Annotated in this window: 12 protein-coding genes; 4 read left to right on the top strand and 8 right to left on the bottom strand. The window is 56.2% G+C overall.

Annotated elements, in window-relative coordinates; genetic code table 11:
• Positions 1-336 precede the first annotated feature (336 nt).
• On the top strand, positions 337-1,410 hold the full coding sequence (ompA, locus tag B4M48_RS07365; protein WP_039383647.1) for a porin OmpA: 1,074 nt from the start codon (positions 337-339) through the stop codon (positions 1,408-1,410).
• 55 nt (positions 1,411-1,465) lie between these two features.
• Here ompA and matP read toward each other — a convergent pair whose 3' ends face one another.
• The gene (gene matP, locus B4M48_RS07360; protein WP_139074201.1) at positions 1,466-1,930 is read right to left on the bottom strand and encodes a macrodomain Ter protein MatP; all 465 of its coding nucleotides are present in this window, start codon (positions 1,928-1,930) and stop codon (positions 1,466-1,468) included.
• Between the two features lie 70 nt (positions 1,931-2,000).
• On the opposite strand from matP, the gene B4M48_RS07355 reads away from it, so the two are divergent.
• Both B4M48_RS07355 and fabA read left to right on the top strand, forming a co-directional pair.
• Complete coding sequence (locus B4M48_RS07355; protein WP_052246479.1) at positions 2,001-3,845, top strand: AAA family ATPase; 1,845 nt, start codon at positions 2,001-2,003, stop codon at positions 3,843-3,845.
• A gap of 67 nt (positions 3,846-3,912) precedes the next feature.
• Complete coding sequence (gene fabA / locus B4M48_RS07350) at positions 3,913-4,431, top strand: bifunctional 3-hydroxydecanoyl-ACP dehydratase/trans-2-decenoyl-ACP isomerase (protein ID WP_039383641.1); 519 nt, start codon at positions 3,913-3,915, stop codon at positions 4,429-4,431.
• A gap of 60 nt (positions 4,432-4,491) precedes the next feature.
• On the opposite strand, the gene rmf is transcribed toward fabA, so the two are convergent.
• From rmf to rlmKL, 6 genes are all read right to left on the bottom strand, one after another.
• On the bottom strand, positions 4,492-4,659 hold the full coding sequence (gene rmf, locus B4M48_RS07345) for a ribosome modulation factor (RefSeq protein ID WP_071668711.1): 168 nt from the start codon (positions 4,657-4,659) through the stop codon (positions 4,492-4,494).
• 267 nt (positions 4,660-4,926) lie between these two features.
• Positions 4,927-5,493 (bottom strand): membrane integrity-associated transporter subunit PqiC, encoded by a 567-nt coding sequence (gene pqiC / locus B4M48_RS07340; protein WP_039383640.1) that lies wholly within the window; start codon positions 5,491-5,493, stop codon positions 4,927-4,929.
• Entirely contained in the window at positions 5,490-7,133 is a 1,644-nt protein-coding gene (gene pqiB, locus B4M48_RS07335; protein ID WP_288656335.1) for an intermembrane transport protein PqiB, read from the bottom strand. The genes pqiC and pqiB overlap by 4 nt, the downstream gene beginning before the upstream one ends.
• On the bottom strand, positions 7,105-8,391 hold the full coding sequence (gene pqiA / locus B4M48_RS07330; RefSeq protein ID WP_039383638.1) for a membrane integrity-associated transporter subunit PqiA: 1,287 nt from the start codon (positions 8,389-8,391) through the stop codon (positions 7,105-7,107). Before pqiA ends, pqiB begins: the two co-directional genes overlap by 29 nt.
• 16 nt (positions 8,392-8,407) lie before the next feature.
• The gene (locus B4M48_RS07325) at positions 8,408-10,315 is read right to left on the bottom strand and encodes an ABC transporter ATP-binding protein (protein ID WP_039383636.1); all 1,908 of its coding nucleotides are present in this window, start codon (positions 10,313-10,315) and stop codon (positions 8,408-8,410) included.
• Between the two features lie 5 nt (positions 10,316-10,320).
• Positions 10,321-12,438, bottom strand: coding sequence for a bifunctional 23S rRNA (guanine(2069)-N(7))-methyltransferase RlmK/23S rRNA (guanine(2445)-N(2))-methyltransferase RlmL (gene rlmKL / locus B4M48_RS07320; protein ID WP_071668710.1), 2,118 nt, complete (start codon positions 12,436-12,438; stop codon positions 10,321-10,323).
• 96 nt (positions 12,439-12,534) lie between these two features.
• On the opposite strand from rlmKL, the gene B4M48_RS07315 reads away from it, so the two are divergent.
• Complete coding sequence (locus tag B4M48_RS07315) at positions 12,535-13,644, top strand: YcbX family protein (RefSeq protein ID WP_071668709.1); 1,110 nt, start codon at positions 12,535-12,537, stop codon at positions 13,642-13,644.
• Positions 13,645-13,647: 3 nt separating this feature from the next.
• Here the strand turns inward: B4M48_RS07315 and B4M48_RS07310 are convergent, their stop codons facing one another.
• Positions 13,648-14,184, bottom strand: coding sequence for a cell division protein ZapC (locus tag B4M48_RS07310; RefSeq protein ID WP_039383627.1), 537 nt, complete (start codon positions 14,182-14,184; stop codon positions 13,648-13,650).
• Positions 14,185-14,208: the final 24 nt, after the last annotated feature.

Below are 14,208 nucleotides of genomic sequence, written 5' to 3'. Positions count from 1 at the left end.
TTTATCTCAGCTTTTTTTTCCGGCCTGTTGCCGCTAAGCTACTGATAATGTTCCCGCCAGTCAGGACAAGGGCTTAGCTGCAATTCTCTATTTACAGACCGAAAATTTTGCCCCGTCAATTGTTAAAATGTGTGTATTTACACCTGTTTTTTTACCTGCTCACCTCACATCATACTTGTAAGTTTTCAATCTCGTTGTAGACTTTAGCTCGCCAGGGTGCTCAATAACCTCCGTTTTTTCGGTAGAGTCATAAGCGAGCGTTCAGACCCGGCGAAGGATTACAACCAAGAGCAACCTTTTTGCTCATTGCCTATTTGGATGATAACGAGGCGCAAAATGAAAAAGACAGCTATCGCAATTGCAGTGGCACTGGCTGGCTTCGCTACCGTAGCGCAGGCCGCTCCTAAAGATGACACCTGGTACACCGGTGCTAAACTGGGCTGGTCTCAGTATCACGATACTGGTTACTACGGTAACGGTTACGCGAACAACGACGGTCCAACTCACGAATCTCAGCTGGGCGCAGGTGCTTTCCTGGGCTATCAGGCGAACCCATACCTGGGCTTCGAGCTGGGCTATGACTGGCTGGGCCGTATGCCTAACAAAGGCGACAACATCAACGGCGCATTCAAAGCGCAGGGCGTTCAGCTGGCAGCTAAACTGAGCTACCCGATTGCTGATGACCTTGACGTGTACACCCGTCTGGGTGGCATGGTATGGCGTGCAGATTCTACCCAGAACAACACTCTGACCGGCGAACGCCGCAGCGACCACGACACCGGCGTTTCTCCGCTGGCTGCAGTGGGTGTTGAATACGCAGTGACCAAGAACTGGGCAACCCGTCTGGATTACCAGTGGGTTAACAACATTGGTGATGCAGGTACCGTTGGCGCGCGTCCAGACAACGGCATGCTGAGCGTAGGCGTTGCATACCGCTTCGGTCAGGATGAAGCTGCTGCACCAATCGCTGCACCAGCTCCGGCACCAGCTCCGGTTGTTGAAACCAAGCGTTTCACTCTGAAATCTGACGTGCTGTTCACCTTCAACAAATCTACCCTGAAGCCAGAAGGTCAGCAGGCTCTGGATCAGCTGTACAGCCAGCTGAGCTCAATGGATCCTAAAGATGGTTCCGTTGTAGTTCTGGGCTTTACCGATCGCATCGGTTCAGACCAGTACAACCAGAAACTGTCTGAGAAACGTGCTCAGTCTGTTGTCGACTACCTGGTATCTAAAGGTATCCCGGCTAACAAAATCTCTGCACGTGGCATGGGCGAATCCAACCCGGTTACTGGCAACACCTGTGACAGCGTGAAAGGCCGTAATGCCCTGATCGACTGCCTGGGTCCAGACCGTCGCGTTGAGATCGACGTGAAAGGCATCAAAGACGTTGTAACTCAGCCACAGGCTTAAGTTATCGCGTAAAAAAAACCCCGCTCCGGCGGGGTTTTTTGTTTCTGCTATATGCTTACTTTTTGTTCTCTTCGCTGCCTAAGATGGCCTGCAGATCCTGCTTTAACGTAGACATCTGACTGGCATATTTCTCTTTCCGTTCGGCATCTTCAATCAGCTGTACAATTGTCTCAGAGAGCGTGCAGTGGCGACGCTGCGCCAGGCCCGCCAGCCGTTGCCACACAAGATATTCTAAATCGATAGATTTTTTACGCGTATGCTGGTGTTCAGCATTGAAGTGACGCTTGCGGCGGGCACGTATGGTTTGCTTCAGGCGATTTTCCAGACCCGGATGAATATGCTGCGCAATCCACTGGTTCACCTCAACCGGCGTATTTTCCAGCGCAAGCAGCGCGTCAACCGCAGCCTGTGCCGCGCTGAGCTCCAGATAGCGGGTGATTAGCTCCCCCTCCCGATGTTTTTTCACCAGGTATTTCCATTTCCATCCACTTTCCAGATTTTCAAGCTGCTGGTATTTCATCGGAATCCCACCGTGACCACGTAACAACTTAAGAATAACAGCTTTTTTGCGCGATGCAGCAACGAAAAACATGTTGCTCCTGTCACATTCACTACCGGAACTCGCCGTGATAAACCCGGTTGTATCCTGTATAATCACGCTTTTCCTAAATCAGACTAATGCGAATATTTTGACCAGCAACCAACTTACGTGGCAAGCCCTGCAGCCAGATAGCACCCCCTGGCAGACCCTCTTTTCAACGGTTTCACTGAAAGATAGCGATAGTCTTGCCGCGGTTCAGCCGCGTTTGCTGAATGCGCTGGCGCATTTACACCATCAGTCTGCGGGTTTTCCGCTGCTACTGTTACGCAGCCAGGAAAATAGCGACTATCTCGCCTGGATTGCCGAGGCCACGCGGCGTTTTCAGCCTGATGCCGGGCAGCTCTTTGGTGGTGACTATCATGTGATGGGCGACACCGTTACGCTGCTGCCGCCTTCAGACATCAACCGTCCTTTTACCAGTAGCGGCGGCGTGTTTTATGCTGACTGGATCGAAGCAGAGCAGCTGTTTGGCTGCGTGCGTCAGTATAAGGATCGCGTGATGCCTGAGCCCGGGCTGCTGCATCGCGCCAACGGCGGCACGCTGATCCTGTCTATCAATACGCTGCTGGCACAGCCCCTGCTCTGGCTGCGCCTGCGCCGGTGTATCGAACTGCAGCGGTTTGAGTGGTATTCGCAGGATGAGCGACAGCCCCTGCCGGTGACAATTCCAGCTCTGCCGCTCAGCGTCCGCCTGGTTCTGTGCGGCGATCGCGATGCGCTGGCCAGCTTTCAGGAGCTGGATGCCGAAGTGCACGAAATGGCGCTCTACAGTGAGTTTGAAGAGAACCTGCAGATTGCCGATGAGAGCGATATGCTCAACTGGTGTCAGTGGGTTCTGACGCAGGCAGCACGGGCAGACCTTAATGCACCGGAGGCTGATTTCTGGCCACCGCTGCTGACGGAAGCGGTACGTTTTTCCGGCGATCAGGATACGCTGCCGCTCTGTCCGCGCTGGCTGAGGCGACAGCTGCATGAGGCCGCCCTGCACGGCGACATCATTAATGGTGAAGCGCTGACGGAGGCGCTTGAAGCACGCCAGTGGCGGGAAAACTACCTTACTGAACGCATGCGCGATGAGATCCTGCTAAATCAGATCATGATTGAAACAGATGGCGAGGTTATCGGACAGATCAATGGCCTGTCGGTTATTGAGTTTCCGGGGCACCCGCGTGCCTGGGGTGAGCCGTCACGTATTACCTGTGTGGTGCACCCAGGCGATGGTGAACTCAACGACGTGGAGCGTAAAGCTGAGCTGGGCGGTAATATTCATGCCAAAGGCATGATGATTATGCAGGCCTATCTGATTGCTGAGCTGGAACTCGATCAGCCACTGCCCTTCTCCGCTTCGATGGTGTTTGAGCAATCTTACTCTGAAGTGGATGGTGACAGCGCCTCGCTGGCAGAGCTGTGCGCATTAATCAGCGCGCTGGCTAATCAGCCGCTGAGCCAGCAGATTGCGGTGACCGGCTCTGTTGATCAGTTTGGCAATGTGCAGCCGGTCGGTGGCCTCAATGAAAAAATCGAAGGATTCTTTCATGTCTGTCAGGCGCGTGAGCTGACCGGTAAGCAGGGTGTCATTCTGCCTGCCTCTAACGTGCGTCATCTCAGTCTTAGTCAGGAGATCGTTGACGCGGTGAAAGCAGGAGAGTTTCATCTGTGGGCAATTGACCGTATCGATGAAGCCCTGCCGCTGCTGACCGGCGTGGCGTGGCAGAGCGAGAGCGGTGAATCGCTGCTGACTATGATTCAGACCCGTATTACACAGTTTAACCAGCAGGAATCTGCACCCCGCCCGTGGCCGTTACGCTGGCTTAACTGGTTTAACCACAAATAGGGGCATTGCCCGGCGTACAACTGTTCGCTAATATTCGGGCTTCACTAAAAGAAGGCATATTGAGAACATGGTAGATAAACGCGAATCCTATAGCAAAGAAGACCTGGTTGCCTCAGGTCGCGGCGAACTGTTCGGCGAAAATGGGCCACCGCTGCCCTCTGACAACATGTTGATGATGGACCGTGTGGTCAAAATGACCGAAGATGGCGGTAACTTCGACAAAGGTTTTGTTGAAGCTGAACTGGATATCCGCCCCGACCTCTGGTTCTTCGATTGCCATTTCAAAGGCGATCCGGTTATGCCTGGCTGTCTGGGCCTGGATGCCATGTGGCAGCTGGTTGGTTTCTATCTCGGCTGGTTAGGCGCGGAAGGCAAAGGCCGTGCGCTGGGCGTGGGCGAAGTGAAGTTTACCGGTCAGGTGCTGCCAACAGCGAAAAAAGTGACCTATAAAATTCACTTCAAGCGCGTAATCAACCGCAAGCTGGTGATGGGTGTTGCAGATGGTGAAGTCTTTGTTGACGGTAATCTGATCTACACCGCTACCGATCTGAAAGTCGGTCTGTTTAAAGATACTTCTGCGTTCTGATCCTGCTTAACAAAACCTCCGCCGCGGCGGAGGTTTTCCCTTTGCTGACATCCGGCAGGGCTACGCCACCGCCGACCTGTCCTCCATGGCCTGACGCCAGCCTCCCAGCCAGTGAGACCGCGCATCGATCAGTTGATAGGGGCACAGCTCCTTAGAGCGGCCAGTAATGCCGGCCTGATAACCGCGTGAATGTGCACGTTCTAAACGGTCTCTCTTCTGTCTCTTCATACCGCGTTTCCCTCATTTCAGGTCTGGTGGAATCTGGTGGAAAGAAAGAGTGGCGAATTAATGTTCAGCCACAGTAAAGTTCTAACCCCAATGCGCAGAAAAAGCAATGCGCAAAATTCACGCCAGCGTCACGATTTTGCCGTTAAAACGACATAAAGAAATGTCAAAGCAGTGTCTATGTTTCTGATTAGGCAAAAAAAAACCCCTGATCTCCGGTGCAACGTTGCTACGAAGAATCAGGGACTTAGCAGTTATCTAAACCAATTCCTAATTTAGCGAAGCCACACTGTCTGCGATCTGCTGTGCGGTCTGCTGCCAGCCTGCAGCCAGCGTGCGGACCAGCGCATCATAACCATCCTCATTTTGCGGCAACGTCACACTAAAGCTGCGCTTGATAAGCTGATCCTGATGCTGCAGCAGCCATTCACCGCTGACCACGACCCGCCCGTCGTAACGTCCCTGAAAGCCACTTACGCTGACGTTGAGCGTATCGTAGCCCTCTCCATGCGGTGACGCGGCGACCACGCGGCCCGGCAGCGCCTGGCTCAGATTAGCAATCAGCGTCTGCTGCAGCTGCTGATCGAGCGGGCTGGCCCAGAGATTATTGGTGGCAATGACATACTTGACATCGCTGGTCTGATAAACCAGTCCGTTGCCTGCCAGATAGTCAGGCACATTCACATGTTCCACCCAGAGCATCGGCTGGCTGCTGCCCGCGCTGCTGGCGACGCGTACCGTACTGCTGCCTGCCGGCAGCTGATAGTAGGTGGTGTCGATGGTTGTGCTGCACCCTGCCAGCAGCAACATAGCTCCTGCGATGATGGCTTTTTTCACTGTTTCGCCCTCTTTGGCTGCGGATCCTGGCCTGGCTTCGCTTCAAATACCAGGGCATTGCTTTTCGCATTCAGCGTTTTCAGCACTGGCTGCAGCTCACGCAGCACCTGATCAAGCCGCTGCATATCTCCCACCAGTTTATTGTACGCTGGCGATCCCGGCTGCAGCCCTTTCATGCTGCGGTTGAGTTCACGCAGCGTCTGCTGCATATCAGCAGGCAATGTTTTCATTGCCGGACTGCCGGTAAGCTGGTTCAGATTATTCAGCGTATTCTGCAGCTGACGCAGCGTGCGCTGACTCTCTTTCAGCGTGCCGGTCGCCTCATTAATCATCGGATTAAGCGGCAGCGCGTTGATCTTATCCAGCGCCGCCATCAGCTTCTGCTGGATCTGGCTGAGACCACCGCTGACGGTAGGGATCACCTCAAGACCTGCTACGCTGTTCGGTCCTTTATAGGCTGGCGCTTTATCGTAGAAATCGAGATCGACAAACAGCGCGCCGGAGAGCAGGTTGCCGGTTTTCAGCGTGCCGCGCAGGCCACGTTTCTTCCCATCCTGCAGATGCTGCTCCAGATTAAAATCACTGCCCAGTCGTGCGGTAAAGCGATCGGGTTCGATGCGAATCAGCACCGGCACGCGATAATCTGTGTTCAGCGCCTGGTCCATACCCGGGATCATATAAGGCACCTGCGCGACGGTTCCCAGACGAATACCGCGGAACTCAACTGGTGCACCCACCTGCAGGCCGCGAATCGAATCACTGAAGAACATCAGGAAATCAGTGTGTCGGGTATAGAGTGAATCCTGAATGCTGCGCTGATCGTCATACAGATGAAAATCCGCTTTGTTCTGTGCGACCTCACCCAGATCCCAGCCATCCGGTACGTCAAAGCTGACGCCGCCGCTAAACAGCGTGGTCAGTGAACCCATCTCCACGCGCATCCCCGAAGCAGACATATCAACGGCAATGCCGCTGTCTTTCCAGAAGCGCACATTCGTGGTCACCAGCCGGTCATAAGGCGCAGTGACAAACAGCTGATAGGTCATCATACGTTTGTCAGTATCGAAGGTGCTGGTTTCCACCGTGCCGACGCGATAACCGCGGAACAGCACCGGATCGCCCGGATTGAGCTGACCCGCTTTGTTACTGTCGAGCACAATGCGGACCCCTTTCGCATCCGGCGGCGCCAGCGGCGGTGAATCAAGCAGCTGATAATGCTCCGGCTGTTCGCCTTTTGCACCGGGCTGCAGCTCGATATAGGCGCCTGAAAGCAGTGTGCCAAGACCGGTGATCCCTTCGCGTCCAATCTGCGGTTTGACCACCCAGAACACGCTGTCTTTATAAAGCAGCTTCTCCATGCCGGCGTTCAGACGGGCTGTGATCTCGACGTGATGCAAATCGTCGGTCAGCACCGCACTCTCTACGGTGCCCACATCCACGCTGCGGCTTTTGATAGTGGTTTTACCCGCCACGATGCCTTCGGCGTTTTCGGTGATCAGCGTCACCAGCGGCCCCTGATGGCTGAAGTGATAAAAAAGGATCCACCCGCCGATCAACAGCGTAACGATGGGTACGATCCAGACTGGCGACCAGCGTTTGATCTGATCGACCTTAGCAGTCCCGTGATTGTTGTCCGTCAAGACGCGACTCCTTACGTTCAGTTTCCTGTTGGCGATCCCAAATCAGACGCGGATCGAATGTAATAGCGGCAAACATGGTCAATATCACCACCAAGGCAAACAGCAGCGCGCCCGGTGCGGGATAGACGTTCATCAGCTGTCCCATGCGCACCAGCGCAGAGAGCACGGCGATAACAAACACATCGATCATCGACCAGCGACCAACAAACTCCACCACTTCGTAGATCAGATGCATTTTTTCGCCATCCCGCTGGCCGCGCCCGCTGGCGTGCCAGCAGAGCCAGCCAATAGCGACCATTTTCAGCGAGGGCACCATAATACTGGCGATAAAAATCACCAGTGCAACGGGCCAGGAACCATCGCTCATCAGCAGGATAACGCCGCCCATGATCGTTGAGGGATACTGGGAACCCAGCGTCTCCGTCACCATGATCGGCATAATATTAGACGGAATATAGAGCATAACGGAGGTCAGCAGCAGCGCCAGCGTCCACTGCAGGCTATGCCTGCGGCGCGGTGCCGCTGCTACCCCGCAGCGATCGCAGCGCGGCTGCGTTACCGGCAGAATAGCCGTACAGCAGGGGCAGCTGCGCAGTCCCTGCTGCAGACCACTTTTCCCCGCCTGCGGCGTAAACGGCAGCGCGGGCAGCGCGTCGATTTGTTGCCAGACCCAGCGCCGATCCACACACTGAAACGCGCGCAGCTGCAGCAGGCAGAACAGGCACCAGGGCCAGAAGCTGCTGCCTAAGCCGATCTCACCATACGCCATCAGCTTGACGAAACTCACCAGCACGCCGGCCATAAAGATCTCTGCCATGCCCCAGCTGCGCAGCTGAAAAAGAATACGCGCCAGTCCCCGCCGCAGCGGGTGCGGCAGAGCAATCCGGTTGACCAGCAGCAAAATTGTCACCATGCAGAAAGCCGGAATACCCTGCACAAACAGCAGAAACAGGGAAGCCAGGCTGCGGTAATCCTCCCGCACCATGACGCGCGGGATCTCCGGCAGCGTAATGCGGCTGGAGAGACCGGCGACGTGCATATCGATAAACGGAAACAGATTGGCCAGCACCAGCATAAACAGCGCCGCCAGCGCATAACCGGTTGGACGCCTCCGCGGTTCATGCCAGTTAGCCAGCAGCTGCGTATGGCAGCGCGGGCAGCGGGCACGGCTGCCCGCCGGCACAGCGGGCAGCCTGACGGTTAAATCACACTGTGGACAGAGCATCCACTGCTGCGCCTGCGGCGACGTTGCGCACATGCCCTTTTCCTCTGTGTTATGCGCCGTTTTTCAGCGCTTCCAGCTCTTCCCAGCGGGCAAAGGCGGTTTCCAGCTCCTGCTCCGTCTGCGCCAGCGTATCCAGCACCGGCTGCGTTTTTTCATGCGGCTGACTGAAGAAATCGGGATGGCTCATCTGCGCCTGCAGCTCACCAATCCGCGCTTCCAGCTGCTCCAGCTTTTGCGGCAGCTGTTCCAGTTCACGCGTCAGGTTATAGCTTAGCTTGCCTGCGCTGCGTTTGGCGGTTTCATTTTTTTCAGCTGTTTTCACCGGTGCGGAAACCGTCGGGGCAACACGCGTCTGTTTGTACGCCGCGCGCTGCTGCTGCGCATCATGATAGCCGCCCACAAACGCGCCCACTTCGCCGTTACCTTCAAATATCCAGCATTCGGTAACGGTGTTATCCACAAACTGACGATCGTGGCTGACCAGCAGTACGGTGCCCTGATATCCGTCGACCAGCTCTTCCAGCAGCTCCAGCGTTTCAACGTCCAGATCGTTGGTCGGTTCATCGAGGATCAGCAGGTTGCTGGGCTTCAGGAACAGCCGCGCCAGCAGCAGGCGATTGCGCTCTCCGCCCGACAGCGCGCGTACCGGCGTCATGGCGCGTTTCGGATGGAACAGAAAGTCCTGCAGGTAACCCAGTACGTGACGGGGTTTGCCGTTGACCATCACTTCCTGTTTGCCTTCCGCGAGGTTATCCATCACGGTCCGGTCCGGATCGAGTTCAGCGCGATGCTGATCGAAATAGGCAATTTCAAGCTTGGTGCCGCAGTGCACCCGCCCGCTGTCCGCTTTCAGCTGCCCCAGCATCAGGCGCAGCAGCGTGGTTTTTCCGCAGCCGTTAGGCCCAATCAGCGCAATCTTATCGCCGCGCTGGACCTGGGCTGAAAAGTCTTTAACCAGCGTTTTGCCTTCCACGCCGTAGTTTACGTTCTCCAGCTCAAAGACAATTTTACCGGAGCGGGCCGCTTCGCCGACCTGCATATTGGCTTTGCCCATCACGTCACGACGCTCGGAACGTTCGCGACGCAGCGCTTTCAGTGCCCGCACGCGGCCTTCATTGCGGGTACGACGCGCCTTGATCCCCTGACGGATCCACACCTCTTCCTGCGCCAGCTTGCGGTCAAATTCAGCATTCTGCATCTCCTCAACCCGCAGCGCCTCCTCTTTACCCACCAGGAACTGATCGTAATCTCCCGGCCAGGAGACCAGCTTACCGCGATCGAGATCGACAATGCGCGTCGCCATATTGCGGATAAACGAGCGGTCATGCGAAATAAACACGATGCTGCCGGTAAAGGTTTTCAGGAACGTTTCCAGCCAGTCGATGGTTTCAATATCGAGGTGGTTAGTAGGCTCATCCAGCATCAGCACGCGTGGGTTACTGACCAGCGCACGGCCCAGGGCCGCTTTACGCAGCCAGCCGCCGGAGAGCGAAGAGAGTTCTGTATCAGCCTGCAGGCCAATCTGCTGCAGAACATCGTTGATACGGCTGTCGAGCTGCCAGAGATTCTGGTGATCGAGAATCGTCTGCAGCCGGCCCATTTCATTGAGGTTTTTCTCGCTCGGATCCTCCATCACTTTGTGCGAAATGGCGTGATAGGCTTTGAGATGCTCCGCCTGCTCGGCCACGCCCTCAGCGACAAAGTCATACACCGAACCGGTAATGTTACGCGGCGGATCCTGCTGCAGGCGCGAAACGATCAGGTCCTGCTCATAGATGATACGCCCATCATCCAGCGGCTGTTCGCCGTTGATGATTTTCATTAGTGTGGATTTACCGGCACCGTTACGGCCCACCAGACAGACGCGTTCGCCCTCTTCGATGTGCAGTTCGGTATTATCCAGCAGCGGTGCATCACTGAATGAGAGGTAAGCACCATGGATACTGATCAACGACATATAAATTATTCCTTACCGGCGTGGCTGACCAGCCAGCAGTTGTGAATTTGACGATTACGGGCAAAGTCCTGTGACAGGGTTTTTTGCGTGATCTCCTGCGCCTGCAGGCCAAGCCGTTGCAGGCCCTCCAGATCCATTTTGAAGCCGCGCTTGTTGTTGGAGAACATAATGGTGCCGCCGCGACGCAGCATGCGCTTCAGGTTTTGCAGCAGCATCAGATGATCGCGCTGCACATCAAAATCCGCCTCCATACGCTTGGAGTTGGAGAAGGTCGGCGGATCGATAAAAATCAGGTCAAACTGCTCGTCGCTTTCACGCAGCCAGCTCAGGCAGTCGGCGTGCAGCAGGCGATGCTGACGGCCGGTCAGACCATTAATACGCAGGTTGCGCTCCGCCCACTCAAGGTAGGTGCGCGACATATCAACCGTAGTGGTGGATTTTGCCCCGCCCAGCCCGGCGTGCACGCTGGCGCTGCCGGTGTAAGAAAACAGGTTCAGGAAGTCTTTACCTTTACTCATCTGGCCGAGCATCTGCCGCGCGATACGGTGATCGAGGAAGAGGCCGGTATCAAGGTAGTCAGTAAGGTTAACCAGCAGCCGGGCATTGAACTCCTGCACTTCAAAGAATTCGCCCTTTTCTCCCAGCTTCTGATACTGATTTTTGCCCTTTTGCCGCTCGCGGGTTTTCAGCACCAGCCTGTTAGCCGGGATCTCCAGCACGCTGAGCGTGGCGCTGATAACATCAAACAGCCGCTGGCGCGCTTTGGTCGCGTCGATAGTTTTTGGTGGCGCGTATTCCTGCACCACCACCCAGTCGGCGTAGCGATCCACTGCGACATTGTATTCCGGCAGATCGGCATCATAGAGGCGATAGCACTCAATGCCCGACTGACGCGCCCATTTCTCCAGCTTCTTCAGGTTTTTGCGCAGGCGGTTTGCGAAATCTTCCGCAATCTGCGCGCTGCCAGCCGCACCGGACGCCGCCAGCTGATAATTTTTCTGCACGCACTCCAGCGGGCCATTTTTCGCTTTAAACTGGCGCTCCGCGCGCAGCTGCAGGCAGCTCAGCAGATCGGGTGAGGCGCTGAACAGCGACAGATTCCAGCCGCCAAACTGCTGCTTCATAATGCGGCCCAGCTGGCTGTGCAGCGCAATCAGCGCCGGCTCGCTCTCCAGACGCTCACCATAAGGCGGGTTACTCAGCACCGTTCCGGTCACGCTTTTATCGTCAAGCGGATTACTCAGCTTCAGCACATCCTGCTGCGCAAAGGTAAAAAGCTCAAAGACGCCGGCACGACGCGCGTTAGCGCGCGCCCACTCCAGCACGCGGCCATCGTTATCATAACCAAAGAAGCGTGCCTGGGTGGCCGCAGTGCCAGCCCGCGCGCGCTGCAGCGCTTCGCTGCGCAGCTCCTGCCATAGCGCTGCGTTATGCTGCTTCCAGCGGCTAAAGCCCCAGTGGCTGCGCAGCAGACCCGGCGCGCGATCGCAGGCAATTAAGGCCGCCTCAATCAGCAGCGTGCCGGAACCGCACATGGGATCCAGCAGCGGCGTTTCCGGCTGCCAGCCGGAACGCATAACAATGGCAGCCGCCAGATTCTCTTTCAGCGGCGCCTGACCGGTCTGCTGACGATAGCCGCGCTGATGCAGCGCGGTGCCGCTGAGATCCAGTGCGATGCTGACGCGATCTTTATTCAGCCAGGCGTTAATGCGAATACCCGGCTGCTCGCGATCCACGCTGGGGCGCGGCAGATCCTGACGGGTAAAGCAGTCAACGATCGCATCTTTAATTCGCAGCGCGCCAAACTGGCTGTTGCGGATGACGTCGTTGGTGCCGCTGAAATGGATGGCAAAGGTGGTTTCGCTGTCAAACAGCTCAGCCCAGGGGATACTCTGCGCGCCGACATAGAGATCGAGGTCACTCCAGACACCGAATTCTCCCAGCGGCAGCAAAATACGTGAAGCCAGACGGCTCCACAGCAGGCTTTGATACATTACGCGATCGTCGGCACGGAAGTGGACGCCGCCCTGCACCACCTGCAAATCCTGCGCGCCCAGCGCGTCCAGCTCAGTTTTCAACAGCTCTTCGAGCCCACGCGCCGTACTGGCAAACAGAGAATTCATATCGTCACTTATACTCTTGCTAAAATTGCTGCGCATTATAGCGAATCAGCGTCCTATGTCATAAAGTTAGCTTCTTTTTGTCTGCAAGGAGCGATGATGATTACCTTATCCCGTCTTTATATTCACCCGGTCAAATCGATGCGCGGCCTGCAGCAGTCGCATGCACAGGTGCTGCAGAGCGGTCTGGCATTTGATCGCATCTTTATGATCACCGAGCCTGACGGAACGTTCATCACCGCCCGGCAGTTTCCGCAACTGGTGCGTTTTACGCCGGTTGTGCTGCCGGATGGCCTGCTGATTAACGCGCCGGACGGTCAGCAGGCGCTGATCCGCTATGCCGACTTTGCAGCAGAAGAGAGCGAAACCGTTGTCTGGGGCAACACCTTTACTGCCCGCATCGCGCCGGAAGCGATTAACCGCTGGCTGAGCGACTATTTTCCGCGTCCGGTACAGCTGCGCTGGACAGGTGAGACGCCGACGCGGCGCGTAAAGCGCTTTGACGCCGTGCCGCTCGGCTTTGCCGACGGCTATCCGTTTCTGCTGGTCAATATGGCGTCGATGCAGGATCTGCAGCAGCGCTGCCCGGCTGGCGTACGCGTGGAGCAGTTTCGCCCTAACCTGGTGGTCAGCGGTGCCCCCGCCTGGGATGAAGATAGCTGGAAGCGGCTGCAAATCGGTGACGTTGAGTTTGTCGTGCCGAAACCGTGCAGCCGCTGCATATTTACCACTATCGGGACAGAGAACGGAGAGAAACATCCGGCGGGTGAGCCGCTGACCACGCTGCAGGGCTTTCGCAGCGCGCAGGATGGCAGCGGTGATATCGATTTTGGCCTCAATATGATAGCCCTGAACAGCGGGCTGATCCGCAGCGGGGACAGCGTGACGATTCTGGAACGCCATACCCCGCGCGTCTATGGTGCCGGCAAAACAGAAGCTTCGCTGACAGCAGAGCCAGGTGCGCCTGCCAGCGTCACCATTACCTGTCAGGGCCGGCGTTTTGAGGGAGATAATCAGCAGGTATTACTGGAGCAGCTGGAGATGGCCGGGTTTCGTATTCCCTACTCCTGCCGGGCCGGGCTGTGCGGCAGCTGTAAAGTCACGCTGGTCGCCGGCACCGTCAGGCCGTTAAAGCAGAGCGCCGTACGTGCTGACGGCACTATTCTGAGCTGCAGCTGTATTCCAGACAGTGATATTGAGCTGGGATAAAATCTAAACCGCGCGCGCGTACCATGTCGCCAGCTGCAGCGGCTGCAGGCGATCGTTCATGATTTTGATCGCATCGCCAAGCTGCATGCTTTTTCCCGCCATGCTCAGTGCCGGCTGCGCCACCAGACAGAGCGCCGCGTTTTCACTGCTTTCTACTACCAGCAGCTGTGCCTGCTCACCGCTCTCAGCCAGCGTAGCCGTGACCATATCGCCCGCGACCGGCTGCCAGCTATGTTTATGGCTGATGAAGTGCCAGCTTTTTGGCATCAGCGGCTTGAGGAAGCGGCTTGCCACCAGCGCATTCAGGATCAGCTCGGCACGCTGATGAGCAGATAATTCACTTTCACGACAGCGGTCGTCGAAACTAAAATAGAGTGCGGCATCATCGACGCAAAATCCGCTGCTGTTAAAAGCGTCGGGCGTCAGCATTTTGCGGGAGAAGCGGGAGCGGAAGAGTGTGCCATCAGCCAAATCAAGCATCATACGGTCATGCTCGGCGTCATAATACCAGCGCCAGTTGTCATCGGGTTTGATTTTCATGATGTGCCTTGTGGGATTCTGCTG

Source organism: Pantoea sp. UBA6567 (assembly GCF_002434165.1).
In the GTDB taxonomy this organism is placed as follows: domain Bacteria; phylum Pseudomonadota; class Gammaproteobacteria; order Enterobacterales; family Enterobacteriaceae; genus Pantoea; species Pantoea eucrina.
Note: the sequence above shows the minus strand (reverse complement) of the source record. Positions and strands in the feature narration are given on the sequence as shown.